Raw genomic sequence first — 14,754 nt, forward strand, 5'->3', positions numbered from 1 at the left:
GAGTTTTTTGGTATAACCAGCGATGCGCACCCGCATAGCGGGTGGTTTATTTGTTTCGCACCTGCGGAGCGAAACGGACTTAAAGTCACATAAATTAAAAACGACCTTGAGACAGATTGTCTCAAGGTCGTTTTTTGAATGTCAAAAATTTTAAAAGGGAGAGGGTATGGTATCTTGGTGAAAGCCTGTCAACGTCACCCAAAAATTCTGGCCACTCTACAAACATTATTGGCTAGCTTATCACTAAGGTCCTCACCGTTAAGAGGTGATTATATTTTCCAAGCCAAAGTCCCACCTTCGACATTGGTGGCATCAAACCCTTTTTCAGTGAGAAGGGCTGTTGCCACTTCTGATTTAACCCCTCTCTGACAGACAATATAATGTGCATCTGTTGGTGAGAGTTCCGCAAGACGGTTCTCCAATTCCTCTAAAGAAATATTGACAGCACCTGGAATATGGTTTTCCTGGTATAAGGCTTCTGGACGCACATCGATAAGCGATACGGGATTCTTTTCATGTATGTTTTTAAAGCTTTCCATTGAAATGGATGTCATAACTTCTCCTTATTTTACTAAGCTAATGCTTCTTGCGCCGTCTGCATTTGATGATACACACCTTTTAAAGCCATGAGTTCATCGTGATTTCCAGACTCCACGATATCCCCATCAACCATGACAAGGATGACATCAGAATCTTCAATCGTTGAAAGACGGTGAGCAATTACAAAGCTTGTCCGCCCCTTCATCAATTTCTCAAAGGCTTTTTGAATCAGCAATTCTGTCCGAGTATCAATAGAAGATGTCGCTTCATCAAGGATTAAAATTTTCGGTTCCTGAAGAAAAACGCGAGCAATAGCTAATAATTGCGCCTGCCCCTGAGAAAGACTGGAGCCTGCATCTTCTAAGAATGTATCGTAACCATTTGGCAATTGACGGATAAAGAAATCGGCATTGGCAGCTTTGGCAGCAGCAATGACATCTTCACGGCTTGCGTCTGGAACCCCATAAGCAATATTATCATGGACTGTTGCTGCTTTTAGCCAAGTCTCTTGCAGTACCATACCGATTTGCTGGCGAAAGGCCTCTCGACTGTAATGGCTAGTCGGGATACCATCAAGTAGAATCTGTCCAGCATTCGGATCATAAAAGCGCATGAGAAGATTAATCATGGTTGATTTTCCAGCACCTGTTGGCCCTACAATCCCGATTTTACTGCCTTCAGGGACAGATAAGGTCAAGTTTTGCATCAAAATCCGATTCGGAACATAGCCGAACTGAACATTCTCAAAGGTAATCGCACCTTTGACAGCATCCGTCTCTATAGTGACTGTTCCATCATCCTTAATGACAGCCTCATCCAAAATCGCAAATAGGCGTTCGGCACAGGCTAAAGCGCTCTGCAATTCTGCAAAAACAGAAGAGATATCGTTAAATGGCTTAGTATACTGGGTCGCATAGTTAAGGAAGGTTGTTAATTGACCAACAGTAAATTGCCCTCTCATGATACGCAAGCCTCCAAATCCAGCCAGTAAGGCATAAATCAGAGCATTGACAAAACGGGTCGCAGGGTTAATGGTTGAAGAATAAAAGATAGCTCCCTGGGTCGCAGCACTATAGGCACCGTTAAGGGTTTTAAAGGTCTGCGTCATTTGGCTTTGGGCATTAAAATTTTGGATTAAACTTTGTTGCCCAATGGCTTCTTCTAAATGCTGGGTCTGAAGACCTCTAGCCTTGGTCTGATCTTGAAAGAGACGGTAACTCTTTTTAGAAATAAAGCGTGCAATTAAAAGAGATAACGGCGTCAGTCCAATAACGAGCAACAGCATAAAGCCATCTAAACGGCCCATACTAAAAATCGTCAAGAGAATCGTTAACACACCAACAAAGAACTGGTTGAAAATCATTAAAAGCCCGTTTGTTAACTGTTCACTGTCCGTCGTCACACGACTCACCAAATCACCGACAGATTGGCGATCTAAATAGGAAAGGGGCAAATGATGTAGTTTGTACAACACTTCTTCTCTTAATTTGGCAACCATCTGATAGATGAGGCGATTGAAAACCAAAGGATTGATCCACTGAATAATTGTATTCAAGCCAATCACAAGAGCCATTTGCAGAAGGATCGTGCCGATCACTTGCTGGCCATTAGGATAAACGACGCTATCAATAGCTCGACCAATCAAGACAGGAAGATAAACCGTTAAGGCCACTTGAATAATGGTCCCAATGACAGCTAGTCCAATCAAAAGGGTTTGGCCCTTAAAGCGCATCATCAAGCGCCCAAGGCTGGACGTTTTTTCTTTTTTAGCCATGGGTCACCTCCTGATGCTGTGAATAATGAATATCTTGGTAAACGGGTGAGGTCGATAACAACTCATCATGGGTTCCAAGAGCGACCTGCTCCCCCTTGTCCAAAACAACAATTTGATCTGCTGATTTAAGCGTACGTGTTCGCTGGGAGACTAAAATTAAGGTCATGTCTTTATAATGGGTCGCAATAGCTTGTAAAAGTTTGGCTTCTGTGAGGTAATCAAGGGCTGATGTGGCATCATCTAAAACGAGAAATGGAGTTCTTCGCAATAAGGCTCTAGCCATGGTTAACCGCTGGCGTTGACCTCCTGAGAAGTTGCGACCAAAGGCTTCGACAACAGCATCTAAGCCACCTTCTTTAGCTTTAACAAAGTCAGCAGCCTGTGCATGCTCGAGAGCAAGCCACAACTGCTCTTCAGAAATTGCCACTGCTTCCATTCCTAATAAGAGGTTCTCCCTAACGGTCCCTCTAAACAATTGGGCTTTTTGAGGAACGACTGCTACCCATTCCCGCCATTCTTTAAGATTAGCAGGACTTGCCCCCTTTTTGTAGAGAGTGAGGTTACCTGATGTGACCTGACGAAGTCCTGATAAGAGTTGAACAAAGGTCGATTTCCCTGACCCTGTTCCTCCGATAACGCCTAATACCTGACCAGGCTGAACTGCTAACGCTAAACCAGTTAGAGAGGGTTCGCTTGCACCTGGATACTGGAAGGTCACCTTTGTGGCTTCAAGAGCAATCCTTTTATCTGTAGCGTATTCCTCAATTGGTGCTAGGATATCCTCATCTGGTAATTGAAAAACTTCCAACACACGTTGCGCTGAAATATAAGACTGGTTGAGGTTGGTGGTCATGGTAGCAACCTTTAACAATTCCGTTAAGATTTGGAGCAGGTAATTAACCAAGGCCATCAAGGCCCCTTGAGAAAGCAGGCTCATCGAAACATATTGTTGACCACGCCACAAGAGAATGATTAAGCTCACATTGACCACAAAGAAAGTCAAGGGTGATAGAAAGGCAGCCCAATGGCCGACCTTTACCTGAGCTTTAAGATAAGCATTGTTTTCTTCTGCAAAAGATTGCTTTTCACGCTCAGTTTGCGTAAAGGCTCTTACCACACGCATACCAGACAACTGTTCCTGAGTTAATCCAACTATACGGTCAAGCCCTTTTCTCAACTTCTGATAAGCTGGCGCTGTAATTCTAGAAATCCCAAAGACTAAGATAAACAACAGCAAAACCATGAAGACAAAAATCAATGTTACTTTCGGACTCAAGAGAAAGGCCATGATAATGGCACCCACGACAATAATCGGTGCCCTTAAAAAGAGCCTCAAAAACAAGTTGATTCCTGTTTGGATTTGAAAGGTGTCCCCTGATAAGCGAGTCACTAATGATGAATGTCCGATACGATCCCGCTCAGCTTGTGGCAAGCGCATGACCTTGGCAAATAAATCATCGGTTAACCCTTGCGTGTACCTCACAGCAGCCTTAGCAGAGAAGTATTGGGCTGTGACTGAAACCAATACGCCAAGTACTGCTAGAACAAATAGCCAGAATACAACAATAACCAAGTCGCCTTGGTTATTGTCAGGTATAATCTGGTCTACCATTCTTGCAATCAGCAAGGGGACAAGGAGTTCAATGCTAGCCTCTAGCAACTTAAACAGAGGGCCAAGGAAAGCTTCTTTAACATATCCTTTAATATAGACCAAGAGTGATTTCATTAATTCGCTCCATCCAAGGCTTGTGTAGCTGTTATAATCGTTAATTTGTATACATCATCAGCGTTACAGCCCCGAGAGAGGTCATTGACAGGACTGTTAAGCCCTTGAAGAATTGGACCAACTGCTGAGAAGCCACCTAACCGTTCTGCAATTTTGTAACCAATGTTACCAGATTGGATTTCTGGGAAGATAAAGACAGTTGCTTTACCGGCAACAGGGCTGTTTGGTGCTTTGATGTCAGCGACTGCCATATCAATAGCTGCATCAAATTGCAATTCCCCATCAAGGGCAAGATCTGGACGAAGTGTCTTAGCGATTGATGTTGCTTCTGCTACACGATCAACATCTGGGCTACTACCGCTACCTTTCGTAGAAAAACTCAACATAGCCACACGAGGATCAATACCAAACAAATTAGCTGTGTTAGCTGTTTCTACCGCAATTTCAGCTAAGGTTTGGGCATCTGGTTGAATGTTAATCGCACAGTCACCAAACATGTAACGGGTATGGTCAGACTCACGCACCATCAAGAAAGCACCAGACGTTCTAGATACACCAGGTTTTGTTTTGATAATTTGAAGAGCTGGACGCACAGTATCAGCCGTTGAGTGAATCGCACCAGAAACCATTCCTTTGGCATAACCCATATAAACCAACATCACGCCAAAATAGTTCACATCTTTTAACAATTCACGCGCTTGAGCTTCATCCACCTTACCTTGACGACGAGAAACCAGTGCCGATACCATTTCATTGACATTGTAGGTCGTTGGATCAATGATTTCAAAGCCTGAAGTAACCCCTTCAATTTCAAGGTAAGCCGAAATTTTGTTCTCATTTCCCAAAATAACAGGGACAACCAATTTTTCCTTGACCAAGTTTTTAACCGCTTGTAGGATACGTGGTTCTTCCCCTTCAGGGAAAACAATTTTCACTTCTTGATTAATCAAGCGTGATTTCATATTGTTAAAGATTTGCATGATAAACTCCTTTTTATTATTACTAATACTTTTATTATACCTTTTTTTTCTCCAAATGTGTTACTACAGCTTGAAAATCATCCGGTAATGAACTCTCCAGAATAATGTGTTTCTCTTCAAAAGGATGGTAGAACTCTAAACGATGACAATGCAACGCTTGTCGCGTAATGCCATCTCCTAAACTGCCACCATACAAATCATCCCCTAAAAGCGGAAAGCCAATATGATTAAAGTGAACACGAATCTGGTGGGTTCGACCGGTTAAGAGATGAATATCCACTAAATGAATACCACCTTTATAACGCGCAACCGTTTCATACCTTGTATGGGCGTATTTCCCAGATTTGTGGACACAGCGCGTGATAATGGAATCTTCCGGTCGAGCAATAGGCGCGATGATCTCGCCCTTGTCCTCCAACTCAGTCTCACCTTTAACAAGCGCAAAATATTTTTTCTGAATCATTTTTTTTTGAAGCTGTTTGTCCAATCTCGCATGAGCATAACCGTGTTTAGCAAAAAGCATAAGACCACTCGTGTCCTTGTCCAAGCGCGTGACAATATGAACTTGCTGGTTTTCATAGTTTTTTTCGACATAGTATGCTTTAACAAAATTAGCGATCGTGTTGGAATGCAAAATACTTGGAATCGATGCGACACCAGCAGGTTTTTCAATAACCATAAAATGATCGTCTTCATAAACAATCTGCAGTGGTCTAGAGACCGCCTGCAGATTTTCAAACGCCTCCTCAGAAGGAATATCAATAGTTACCTTGTCCCCAACATCCAACAAATAGATAGCATTTTGGGGCTGATTGTTGACAAGAATGTTGCCCCCTTTGAATTTTATTTTAGCCAATAAGGATTTTGACACTTCATGTTTTTTAAGAAAGGTTTTGACCTTGACATGCTCATCAGCGATAAATTCGAATCTCATGCGTCAACCTCACCTATAAAGGCATCCTTAACTCTCTCCCAAAAACTGGTATGACTAGGTGTCGCTACAAAATGAATTTTAGTATCATCGAGATAGAACCCAACTGCCTCAATATTATCATAAATGTAGGTCTTGTTATCTACAGACAGGCTGTATCGGTCATTATGAACAGGCAAAATAGCAATTTTATCTTTTTTTGGAACAATCACAGATGATCCCAAAGTACGGTAGACACGGTTATTCAGGCTAGCTATTTCAGCTAATTGCAAGGCTTCAATCGTAGGATGAAGGACGGATCCTCCTAAAGACTTATTATAGGCTGTTGACCCAGTTGGAGTCGACACCGAAAGCCCATCTCCCCTAAATTGTTCAAAATGAACCTGATTGATCATCACATCAGCAACCATTGTTTTCGAAAGTCTTTTCAAGGTAGCCTCGTTCAAGGCACGATAGGTGATTTTTTCACCATTTTTCAGCTGAACGACAACACGCAAAACAGGATAGGAAATTTTAGCTCCCCTATCTAGCTTCAAATTGTCAACTAATTCTTGAACTTCAAAATCACGGTAATCTGTATAAAAGCCTAAGTGACCAGTATGAACCCCAACGAATCGAGCCGTGTCTAAAAGATGCTCATACTTATGAAAGGCCGATAAAAGCATGCCGTCTCCACCGATTGAGATAACGACATCAGGTTGCTTACTGCTTAGGATAAATCCTGCATCCTTTAATGCGGTAAACAGTTGATTGTATACTGCTTCACTTTTAGGATTCCGACTCGCCATAAGAGCAATCCTTTTTTTATTTATAGTCTTCATCTGTGTCATCACTATTTCCTACACCATCACTAAGTTTCCTATGGACGGGGTCAAAAAGCAATTGTGCTTCTTGAATATCGTCTCTTATCTTACTCATTTCCTCATCTAACTGGTTAGAGATTCTAGCGGTGATTTCTAACCGTTGTTTGATTTCTTCAGGAAACTCTCCCTTATACTTGTAATTTAACGAGTGCTCAATGGTTGCCCAAAAGTTCATTGCAAGTGTTCTGATTTGAATTTCAGCCAAAATAACCTCTGTCCCAGAAATCGTTTCAACAGGATACTCAATAATCACATGGTAACTCCGATAACCACTCGCTTTTTTATAGGTAATGTAATCTCTTTCGTGCACAACACGCATATCTTGACGCTGGTGAATCAATTCTAAAACTTCGGCGACGTCATCAACAAATTGCACCATGACACGAACGCCGGCAATATCTTGGACTTCTTTAGCAACATTTTCAAGCTTAATGCCTCTTAAAGCCATTTTTTCTTGAATACTTTCAACCGATTTAACACGCCCAGTCACAAATTCGATTGGGGAATGTCTATTTTGCTTGCGGTACTGCTTACGAATACCACGCAGTTTAATTTTTAACTCGCCTACCGCCTGGATATAAGGGTCTAAAAATTCTTCCCAATTCATACCAGCCTCCAGCCTTGTTATTTTCCTTCTTTTAGGATAGAATATCCTCTAGATATTATACCATAAAAAGGGAAAATGACCATGAAACAAATTGAAATCGAGTACAAGACCCTGCTCAGCAAGAAAGAATTCGAGAACTTAACGCAGAAATTTTCAACAGTTCCTCTCATCACTCAAACCAACCATTACTTTGATACCAAAACGTCTCACCTTCGCAAAGCCAAACTGTCTTTACGAATCAGAACATTTAGCGATCATGCTGAAATGACCCTAAAAATCCCTCAAGAAGTGGGCAATATGGAGCATAATATTCCTCTTAGCCTTGAAGATGCTGAGCAGATGATCAAAAGGAATAAACTGAAGCCAAATGCTATTACTCAGTTGCTTGAAGATTCCGGATTTAAAATAGACAGTATTGTGAAAAAAGGAGACTTGACCACCCATCGTCGCGAAACTTTGCTTCCTATTGGTCTGATGGCGCTGGATGAAAACCATTACTCAGGCATCGTAGACTATGAGCTAGAATTGGAAGTCTCTGATCCTGACCAGGGGAAACATGCATTTGAACAGTTTTTGGCACAGGAACAAATCGATTTCAAGTATGCCAAATCAAAGGTAGCCCGTTTTACCCAATCCATATTAAAAGATGATGCGTAAGTTACCTATTCATTCTATGATTGAAAGCTGAATTTTTCAGCTTTTTTTGTTAAAATAGAATTAATTAAGCCTAAAGGAGCAAATTGTAATGTCAAAGAGCTATCCCGACAAACAAATCAAGTTATTTTCGCTGAATTCAAACCGTGAATTAGCTGAGAAAATTTCGAAAGAGACCGGCATCCCTCTTGGAAAAATGTCTTCTCGCCAATTCTCAGATGGTGAGATTCAAATTAATATCGAGGAATCGGTTCGGGGCATCGATGTCTACATCATCCAATCGACCAGCTATCCAGTCAATAATCATCTGATGGAATTGCTCATTATGATTGATGCCTGTAACCGAGCATCAGCTAACTCGATCAACATTGTCATGCCATATTTTGGTTACGCTCGCCAAGATCGTGTTGCCCGCTCTCGTGAACCGATTACTGCTAAACTGGTTGCCAATATGCTTGTGAAGGCCGGTGTAGATCGCGTCTTGACTCTTGATCTCCATGCGTCTCAGATTCAAGGGTTCTTTGATATCCCTGTTGACAACCTCTACACGATCCCCCTCTTTGCAGAATATTGTGTTAGTCTAGGTCTAAAAGGGTCAGATGTTGTCGTTGTTAGTCCTAAAAATTCTGGGATTAAACGAGCACGATCTTTAGCAGAATACCTGGATGCTCCAATCGCTATTATTGATCATGAAGAAGACGACGCTGGTCGTCAAAAAGGCTACATTATTGGTGAAGTCGATGGAAAAATTGCCCTCCTCATCGATGATATTTTGAACACAGGTGTTACTTTTACTGAAGCGTCCCATACTCTTCAACGAGAAGGTGCTACAGAAATCTATGCTTTTGCTAGTCATGGTTTATTTGCTAGTAAAGCTGCTGAAAAGTTAAATGCTGCTCCTATCAAGGAAATTGTAGTGACAGACTCTGTAGCCACAAAAGAAGAAACCCCGAATCATGTCAAATACCTTTCAGCAAGTCAGTTAATTGCTGATGCCCTGATTCGTATCCATGAGCGTAAACCTGTCAGCCCACTTTTTGCCTACCAAAAGGCTAAAAAAGCAACCAACAAGGACAATGAATGATTTATCTCGATAATGCCGCTACGACTCCCTTGTCAGAAACGGCGATACATACCCTACTTACTGTTTCGAAAACCACATTTGGCAATCCTTCAAGCCTTCATACCCATGGTCGTCAGGCAGCTCAAATCCTTAGAAATGCTCGTCAATCGATTGCTTCATCCCTTGAAACTTCCCCCAATCGCATCATCTTTACATCTGGTGGGACCGAAGCAGATAATTTAGCATTGATTGGATATGCCTTGGCCAATATGGAAAAGGGCAAGCATATCTTAACAACTGCTATCGAACATCACGCTGTCCTTCACCCGTTAGAAGAATTAGAACAAAGATATGGTTTTGAAGTGACCTATTTAAAGCCCATTGAAGGCAAATACACCGCTCTACAATTTCAAGAAGCGCTTCGTCCTGATACGATTCTTGTTTCTGCCATGTTTGCTAATAATGAGACTGGCTATCTCTTACCAATCGCTGCCATTGGTCAGTTGCTAAAAGACCACCAAGCCGTCTTTCATGTCGATGCTGTTCAAGCAGTCGGTAAACTACCAATACACCCAGAAGACCTTGGGATTGACCTGATGAGCGCTTCAGGCCATAAATTTCACGGTCCAAAAGGAGTTGGTTTTTTATACACCGACACCAATCGTCTCCATCCTCTTCTTCATGGTGGCAATCAAGAAGACAAACGCCGTGCCAGTACTGAAAATTTAGCCAGCATTGCTGCGATGGCAAGTGCTCTAGAAGAAAGTCTAGCGTCTTGGCAAACCAGTATGACTCATGTGCAACAATTGAGGGATGCCCTTCTAAATGCTTTATCACCATTGAAGCTTACCGTTAATCAAGACCAAGACAATCTTCCCTATGTGCTCAACATCGCTTTTCCTGGTCAACTAAATGAACAATTACTCATGCGACTTGATTTATTAGGGATTTCTATTTCAAGTGGATCAGCCTGTACGGCAGGAAATATTGAACCGAGTCATGTCCTCGAGGCCCTCTATGGAGCACAGCACCCACTTCTCAAGGAAAGTGTCCGTATTAGTTTTTCAAAATACAACACCCTTGAAGAGATCGATACGCTTTCAACTCAATTATTAAAACTATTAGGAGAATAACCATGGCTTTTGACAAAAAAGTTACTTTAAAAAACTGCCCTTACACATACGAAATTGATCCTCAAATTCGTAAATATACCCTGCTTGATAATACCTTTCTCCAAAATAAATTAGGAAATTTTGAACTCACACGTCTTTTAGAAGAAGTTCCTAATTCTGGAGAAGGATTCCTCTTAAAAATTATCATCAATAAAGATTTAGATGGTTTTAAAATCAACATTACAGACAAATCTGGCCTTCGTATCGTCGATATTTTTAAACCTAGCGCTAACACCATTATTCAACAAAAATTCTTTTTCCTTATGGATAGTCTAGTTGAACGCGATATTTTTAACAAAGTAGAAAACTAGGTCTGGCATGGTTGAAATCAGTTATCTAGACAGTTACAAGCAGGAACGCCATCTAAAGTTTACTCATATGGACGAGTTTTTCAGAGCATTTGCAGGCTGTTTAACAGTTCCAGATCATTTAAAGGTTACAAAAGTCATCATTAACGGTCACAACATAGAATATAGTGGCGTTATCGGTGACCTCTATCGTAACATTCAAGCAAGGGACCTTCATTCCTACCTTTAAAACATGGGATACCCTTTAAAAATATAGGAGGAACTCTATTGAATGGGATAGAATTCCTCTTTTTTAATAGGTGGCTAAGTTCGAATGGCATTATGTAGGACAATTAGGGCTGAGGATACTAACACTCTTAATAGTTCTTGCAGAAAGTCTACAAACACTGTCCAAATCCACTAAGAATTCTAAAAACAGTGTCCATGGATATATGATCTTGTCAATATTTGATCCATTTCCTATTTCTTCAAATTCCTTAAATGTCTCCCCAGTGCAAGCTCTCTTTGGTTCAATCTATAGAAACCGATCCGAAAACATTTTATTCAATGTATACATTATTTCCTGAAAAGTCTGAAATCAGTTGGAATTGTTATTTTTAGGTGATATAAATTGCTATTTTCACAAACTTTATTTAAAATAATACTATCGAACAAGGAGCAACTTGAGCATGAAAAATGATAAAGGTCAATCTATTCCAAGAGCTACAGCAAAAAGGCTCTCCCTCTACTATCGCATTTTTAAGCGATTCAACAAAGAAAACATCGAAAAAGCATCGTCTAAGCAAATTGCCGAAGCTATCGGCATCGATTCTGCCACAGTACGTCGTGACTTCTCATACTTTGGAGAGCTTGGCCGCCGTGGTTTTGGCTATGATGTTAAAAAATTAATGAATTTCTTCGCTGATATTTTAAACGACAATTCCATCACCAATGTCGTTCTAGTGGGCGTTGGTAATATGGGTCGTGCCTTGATTAATTACCGTTTTCATGAGCGAAATAAAATGAAAATCGTCCTTGCTTTTGATGTTGAGGACAATGAGCTTGTCGGAACGACATCAGCCGACGGTATTCCGATTTTACCGATGGCTGATTTAAACGAAAAAGTGGCTGAAGCTAAAGCGCAGACGGCTATTTTATCCGTACCTAGTGTTAAGGCCCAGGAAGTTGCTGATCAACTTGTTGAAGCTGGTATCAAAGGAATTTTGTCCTTCTCACCCATTAATTTGAACGTCCCTAAAGATGTCGTTGTCCAATACGTTGATTTAACAAGTGAACTACAAACCCTACTCTATTTTATGCGACAAGAACAATAAGGAGATCTATGACTCATCCGATTATCGGCATTTCAAGCAATATTGAATACAATCCTGAAGACCGTAATTTCTTTCAAGTCTACTGTGCTAAGGGCTATGTTGAAGGTGTCCAGAAGGCCGGTGGTGTCCCACTTGTCCTGCCCATTGGTGCCCCTGACCTCGCTGCAAGCTATGCTGACACCATTGACAAACTCATTTTGACAGGTGGACAAAATGTCCTTCCAGAATATTATGGGGAAGAAAAGACGATTAAAAGTGATGATTACAGTCGAGATCGCGATGAATTTGAACTTTCTCTTATCCGTGAAATGGTAAAACGAAGAAAACCCATTTTTTCGATTTGCCGAGGAACCCAGCTCTTTAATGTTGCGATGGGAGGCACTCTGCACCAGGAAATTAAATCTCACTGGCAGGACCTTTCAGCTATGCACCCTACGCATGAAGTTATCCTATCTGCAGGCACAGCCTTATCAGATATTTTCGGAGAACGTCCTTCAATCAACTCCTTTCACCGTCAAGCTATTAAAAGATTAGCTAATAATCTTGAAATCATCGGGTATTCTGCAGATGATGATATTATTGAGGCAGTCAAGTCAAATGATGGGTACCCTTACATGGGTGTCCAATGGCATCCAGAATTTATGATTGACCATCGTCAAGAAGATCTGATGCTCTTTGATTTTATTGTCAATCAACTCTAGAGCAGATCTGTTTCTTCCCGATAGGAGTAATATTCGTCGCTCCCAATAATTAAATGATCCAATAAGACTAGGCCAAGCAACTCGCTGGCCTTTTTAATTGCCATCGTGAATTGATCATCATTAGGACTTGGCTTCGCTCTCCCTGAAGGGTGATTGTGTACAATAATGACTGATGTCGCCATATATTTAATAGCATAGTGTAAAATTTCCCTTGGTTCAGCTATTGACTTCATAACTGTTCCAATAAAAATAGTTTCTTGCTTAATAATCTGATTTTGCGTATCCAAATAGATAGCAAGCAAATGCTCTTGCTTTTTCTCACTCAAATGTTGCATTAGTTGTTTGGCCAGTTTTTCACTACTTAGGATTTGCTCCATCTGCCGATAAGTCGATTGATTAATGCGTTTGCTAAGTTCAATCATTGCTTTGATCTCAATAGCTTTTACCTTACCAACTCCAGATAACCCTTGCAGTTCCTGAACGGACAATTCCTTTAACTCATGCAGGCTCTCTAAACTGTTTAAAATACCATTAGCAACTGAAAAGACCGATTGCCCTTTGGTCCCTGTCCTCAACAAAATGGCTAATAATTCCTGATTACTTAAGGTCTCAGCGCCTTCAAGAAGCAAGCGCTCCCTAGGCATTAATGATTCTGGTTCAATTGAAATACTATACATAATTTCCTCCTACTACTCTATTCGTATTTTCAACCAGTTTAATGCCTTATAGTTGACATCATTACCACTAATACATCAAAAAAAGAAGTGGCTTTGGACCACTCCTACAAAAAGATAATTTAGAAAACCTCTTATCAAGGATTTTGATTGACCCTGTGCCATTGATTAATCACATAGGTTAATTCTGTCAACTGAACATAGCCAAGACCGTTGATTTCAGTTGTCTCTGCATTGGAACCCCCAAGACCTGCAGTATAAAGAGCTATCAGATAAGGTGTTTCCTCATAGACAATGGCATCAACATTCAAGGCTTCTGCATAGTAACCTGGTTTTTGGTAAATGGTCAAATGAGATAAATATGCCTTGAAGTACTGATTAGGAAAGGAAATACCTAAATAATATAAAATATCACTATATTTTTCTTGATGGTGCCAAAGGTAGTCTAAGACCTGAATATAATAGTCTGTCGTTGTCTTGTTCCCTGACTCTAAGTCAATGGCCTTTATATCAGCTCTAGATTGGCCATATCGCCCAAAGAGTTTATATGCCGCCTCAAACCCTCCTAGCATCTGAATCATCCCGTAAGCTGGCGTATTTTCCGAATAGACCAAAGAATACTCTTGCATTTCTGAGATGGTCATAGCATTGCCGAACTGTCCGCGATAAGCTAGATATTCCGATTCATTTTCAAAGGAGAGGTTAACAATATCATAGGGTTTATCCATAAAAAATTGCCCATTTAAGACATCATCAACAATTAGCATGTTCAAGGGAAGTTTATAGGTCGAACCAGCAGTCATTGGCTGCAATTCGTTCATGGCAATGATTTCACCCGTTTCAGTATTTTTATAGCTGAAAGCTACACTAGAGTGAGGTGCCCCAATTTCATCCAAATACACTTGAACAACTTCAGGGAGCGAAAGGTGGGCATAATCATAGTGAAGACCATAAGCATCCATGAGGGCTAGATCCTGATCCATGACCGCTTGCTTGGCTTCATCTGATTTCAAATACGATACTTCTGCCGCTTCTTCTTCTGTACCATTTTTGATATCTGAAGAGGATGTTGGTACAGACGTTTCACCTTGGTCATTAACAGGTGCTGTCTGTTTGCTTATTCCAATCACTAATCCAGCTGTTAATGCCAATACAGCCATTAAACCTAATACAATTACTAACTCATTCTTTTTCATTAAATCACCTAGTCTCTATTATATGAAATGGGATGAAAATAAGCAATAAAATACTAAAGGTTTTTTGTATTTTTTGAGGAACGGCACATTGTCAAGTCAAGTGCAACACGTTCGATACTGAATTAGAATGCCTTTGTTTAGGCTGTTTGGGCTAGCCCAAACAGAAAATTTGCGGTTTTATAGTGGTGAAGTCGCCTAGGTCTATTATTGATAGCAGAGACATAACAACAGAGCTCTTCTGTCGTTAGTGAG

16 protein-coding genes and 1 pseudogene are annotated in these 14,754 nt (G+C 40.8%); 7 read left to right on the top strand and 10 right to left on the bottom strand.

The window, feature by feature from the left end; translation table 11 throughout:
* Window positions 1–269: 269 nt before the first annotated feature.
* Genes J2S23_RS10515 through yjbM form a run of 7 tightly spaced genes read right to left on the bottom strand, consistent with a single transcriptional unit; the run spans window position 270 to window position 7,421 of the window.
* Window positions 270–554, bottom strand: a complete 285-nt coding sequence (locus J2S23_RS10515) for a rhodanese-like domain-containing protein (RefSeq protein WP_307122680.1) — start codon at window positions 552–554, stop codon at window positions 270–272.
* Between the two features lie 17 nt (window positions 555–571).
* Entirely contained in the window at window positions 572–2,314 is a 1,743-nt protein-coding gene (locus tag J2S23_RS10520) for an ABC transporter ATP-binding protein (RefSeq protein WP_307122681.1), read from the bottom strand.
* The gene (locus J2S23_RS10525) at window positions 2,307–4,040 is read right to left on the bottom strand and encodes an ABC transporter ATP-binding protein (RefSeq protein WP_307122682.1); all 1,734 of its coding nucleotides are present in this window, start codon (window positions 4,038–4,040) and stop codon (window positions 2,307–2,309) included. The genes J2S23_RS10520 and J2S23_RS10525 overlap by 8 nt, the downstream gene beginning before the upstream one ends.
* Entirely contained in the window at window positions 4,040–5,020 is a 981-nt protein-coding gene (gene pta / locus J2S23_RS10530; protein ID WP_307122683.1) for a phosphate acetyltransferase, read from the bottom strand. The genes J2S23_RS10525 and pta overlap by 1 nt, the downstream gene beginning before the upstream one ends.
* Before the next feature lie 34 nt (window positions 5,021–5,054).
* Entirely contained in the window at window positions 5,055–5,954 is a 900-nt protein-coding gene (locus J2S23_RS10535) for an RluA family pseudouridine synthase (protein WP_307122684.1), read from the bottom strand.
* Window positions 5,951–6,781, bottom strand: coding sequence for an NAD kinase (locus J2S23_RS10540; RefSeq protein ID WP_370868718.1), 831 nt, complete (start codon window positions 6,779–6,781; stop codon window positions 5,951–5,953). The genes J2S23_RS10535 and J2S23_RS10540 overlap by 4 nt, the downstream gene beginning before the upstream one ends.
* Complete coding sequence (gene yjbM, locus J2S23_RS10545; protein WP_307122685.1) at window positions 6,756–7,421, bottom strand: GTP diphosphokinase; 666 nt, start codon at window positions 7,419–7,421, stop codon at window positions 6,756–6,758. The genes J2S23_RS10540 and yjbM overlap by 26 nt, the downstream gene beginning before the upstream one ends.
* Before the next feature lie 81 nt (window positions 7,422–7,502).
* On the opposite strand from yjbM, the gene J2S23_RS10550 reads away from it, so the two are divergent.
* The 7 genes from J2S23_RS10550 (at window position 7,503) to J2S23_RS10580 (ending at window position 12,632) form a co-directional block, all read left to right on the top strand.
* Window positions 7,503–8,078, top strand: a complete 576-nt coding sequence (locus tag J2S23_RS10550; protein WP_307122686.1) for a CYTH domain-containing protein — start codon at window positions 7,503–7,505, stop codon at window positions 8,076–8,078.
* Between the two features lie 88 nt (window positions 8,079–8,166).
* A complete protein-coding gene (locus J2S23_RS10555; protein ID WP_307122687.1) occupies window positions 8,167–9,159 on the top strand; it encodes a ribose-phosphate diphosphokinase in 993 nt (330 codons plus the stop codon).
* Window positions 9,156–10,271 carry a cysteine desulfurase family protein gene (locus J2S23_RS10560; protein ID WP_307122688.1) on the top strand — a complete coding sequence of 372 codons (1,116 nt, stop codon included), beginning with the start codon at window positions 9,156–9,158 and terminating at the stop codon, window positions 10,269–10,271. The genes J2S23_RS10555 and J2S23_RS10560 overlap by 4 nt, the downstream gene beginning before the upstream one ends.
* A gap of 2 nt (window positions 10,272–10,273) precedes the next feature.
* On the top strand, window positions 10,274–10,621 hold the full coding sequence (locus J2S23_RS10565; RefSeq protein WP_307122689.1) for a DUF1831 domain-containing protein: 348 nt from the start codon (window positions 10,274–10,276) through the stop codon (window positions 10,619–10,621).
* A gap of 7 nt (window positions 10,622–10,628) precedes the next feature.
* The gene (locus J2S23_RS10570; protein WP_307122690.1) at window positions 10,629–10,847 is read left to right on the top strand and encodes a DUF4649 family protein; all 219 of its coding nucleotides are present in this window, start codon (window positions 10,629–10,631) and stop codon (window positions 10,845–10,847) included.
* Window positions 10,848–11,286: 439 nt separating this feature from the next.
* Entirely contained in the window at window positions 11,287–11,931 is a 645-nt protein-coding gene (locus J2S23_RS10575; protein WP_307122691.1) for a redox-sensing transcriptional repressor Rex, read from the top strand.
* 8 nt (window positions 11,932–11,939) lie between these two features.
* Entirely contained in the window at window positions 11,940–12,632 is a 693-nt protein-coding gene (locus J2S23_RS10580; protein WP_307122692.1) for a gamma-glutamyl-gamma-aminobutyrate hydrolase family protein, read from the top strand.
* On the opposite strand, the gene radC is transcribed toward J2S23_RS10580, so the two are convergent.
* The 3 genes and pseudogenes from radC to J2S23_RS10595 form a co-directional block, all read right to left on the bottom strand.
* Window positions 12,629–13,309: a RadC family protein gene (gene radC, locus J2S23_RS10585; RefSeq protein WP_307122693.1), complete on the bottom strand. Its 681-nt coding sequence runs from the start codon at window positions 13,307–13,309 to the stop codon at window positions 12,629–12,631. The genes J2S23_RS10580 and radC overlap by 4 nt on opposite strands.
* A 134-nt stretch (window positions 13,310–13,443) precedes the next feature.
* The gene (locus tag J2S23_RS10590) at window positions 13,444–14,502 is read right to left on the bottom strand and encodes a serine hydrolase (protein WP_307122694.1); all 1,059 of its coding nucleotides are present in this window, start codon (window positions 14,500–14,502) and stop codon (window positions 13,444–13,446) included.
* Between the two features lie 137 nt (window positions 14,503–14,639).
* A pseudogene (locus J2S23_RS10595) lies at window positions 14,640–14,754 on the bottom strand (IS30 family transposase); the annotation flags it as partial.

The organism is Streptococcus moroccensis (genome assembly GCF_030812835.1).
GTDB classification, from domain to species: Bacteria; Bacillota; Bacilli; order Lactobacillales; family Streptococcaceae; genus Streptococcus; species Streptococcus moroccensis.

Coding starts and splice junctions, on each gene's coding strand:
- J2S23_RS10515 (WP_307122680.1), bottom strand. CDS start 554: ATGACATCCATTTCAATGGAAAGCTTTAAAAACATACATGAAAAGAAT.
- J2S23_RS10520 (WP_307122681.1), bottom strand. CDS start 2,314: ATGGCTAAAAAAGAAAAAACGTCCAGCCTTGGGCGCTTGATGATGCGC.
- J2S23_RS10525 (WP_307122682.1), bottom strand. CDS start 4,040: ATGAAATCACTCTTGGTCTATATTAAAGGATATGTTAAAGAAGCTTTC.
- pta (WP_307122683.1), bottom strand. CDS start 5,020: ATGCAAATCTTTAACAATATGAAATCACGCTTGATTAATCAAGAAGTG.
- J2S23_RS10535 (WP_307122684.1), bottom strand. CDS start 5,954: ATGAGATTCGAATTTATCGCTGATGAGCATGTCAAGGTCAAAACCTTT.
- J2S23_RS10540 (WP_370868718.1), bottom strand. CDS start 6,781: ATGACACAGATGAAGACTATAAATAAAAAAAGGATTGCTCTTATGGCG.
- yjbM (WP_307122685.1), bottom strand. CDS start 7,421: ATGAATTGGGAAGAATTTTTAGACCCTTATATCCAGGCGGTAGGCGAG.
- J2S23_RS10550 (WP_307122686.1), top strand. CDS start 7,503: ATGAAACAAATTGAAATCGAGTACAAGACCCTGCTCAGCAAGAAAGAA.
- J2S23_RS10555 (WP_307122687.1), top strand. CDS start 8,167: ATGTCAAAGAGCTATCCCGACAAACAAATCAAGTTATTTTCGCTGAAT.
- J2S23_RS10560 (WP_307122688.1), top strand. CDS start 9,156: ATGATTTATCTCGATAATGCCGCTACGACTCCCTTGTCAGAAACGGCG.
- J2S23_RS10565 (WP_307122689.1), top strand. CDS start 10,274: ATGGCTTTTGACAAAAAAGTTACTTTAAAAAACTGCCCTTACACATAC.
- J2S23_RS10570 (WP_307122690.1), top strand. CDS start 10,629: ATGGTTGAAATCAGTTATCTAGACAGTTACAAGCAGGAACGCCATCTA.
- J2S23_RS10575 (WP_307122691.1), top strand. CDS start 11,287: ATGAAAAATGATAAAGGTCAATCTATTCCAAGAGCTACAGCAAAAAGG.
- J2S23_RS10580 (WP_307122692.1), top strand. CDS start 11,940: ATGACTCATCCGATTATCGGCATTTCAAGCAATATTGAATACAATCCT.
- radC (WP_307122693.1), bottom strand. CDS start 13,309: ATGTATAGTATTTCAATTGAACCAGAATCATTAATGCCTAGGGAGCGC.
- J2S23_RS10590 (WP_307122694.1), bottom strand. CDS start 14,502: ATGAAAAAGAATGAGTTAGTAATTGTATTAGGTTTAATGGCTGTATTG.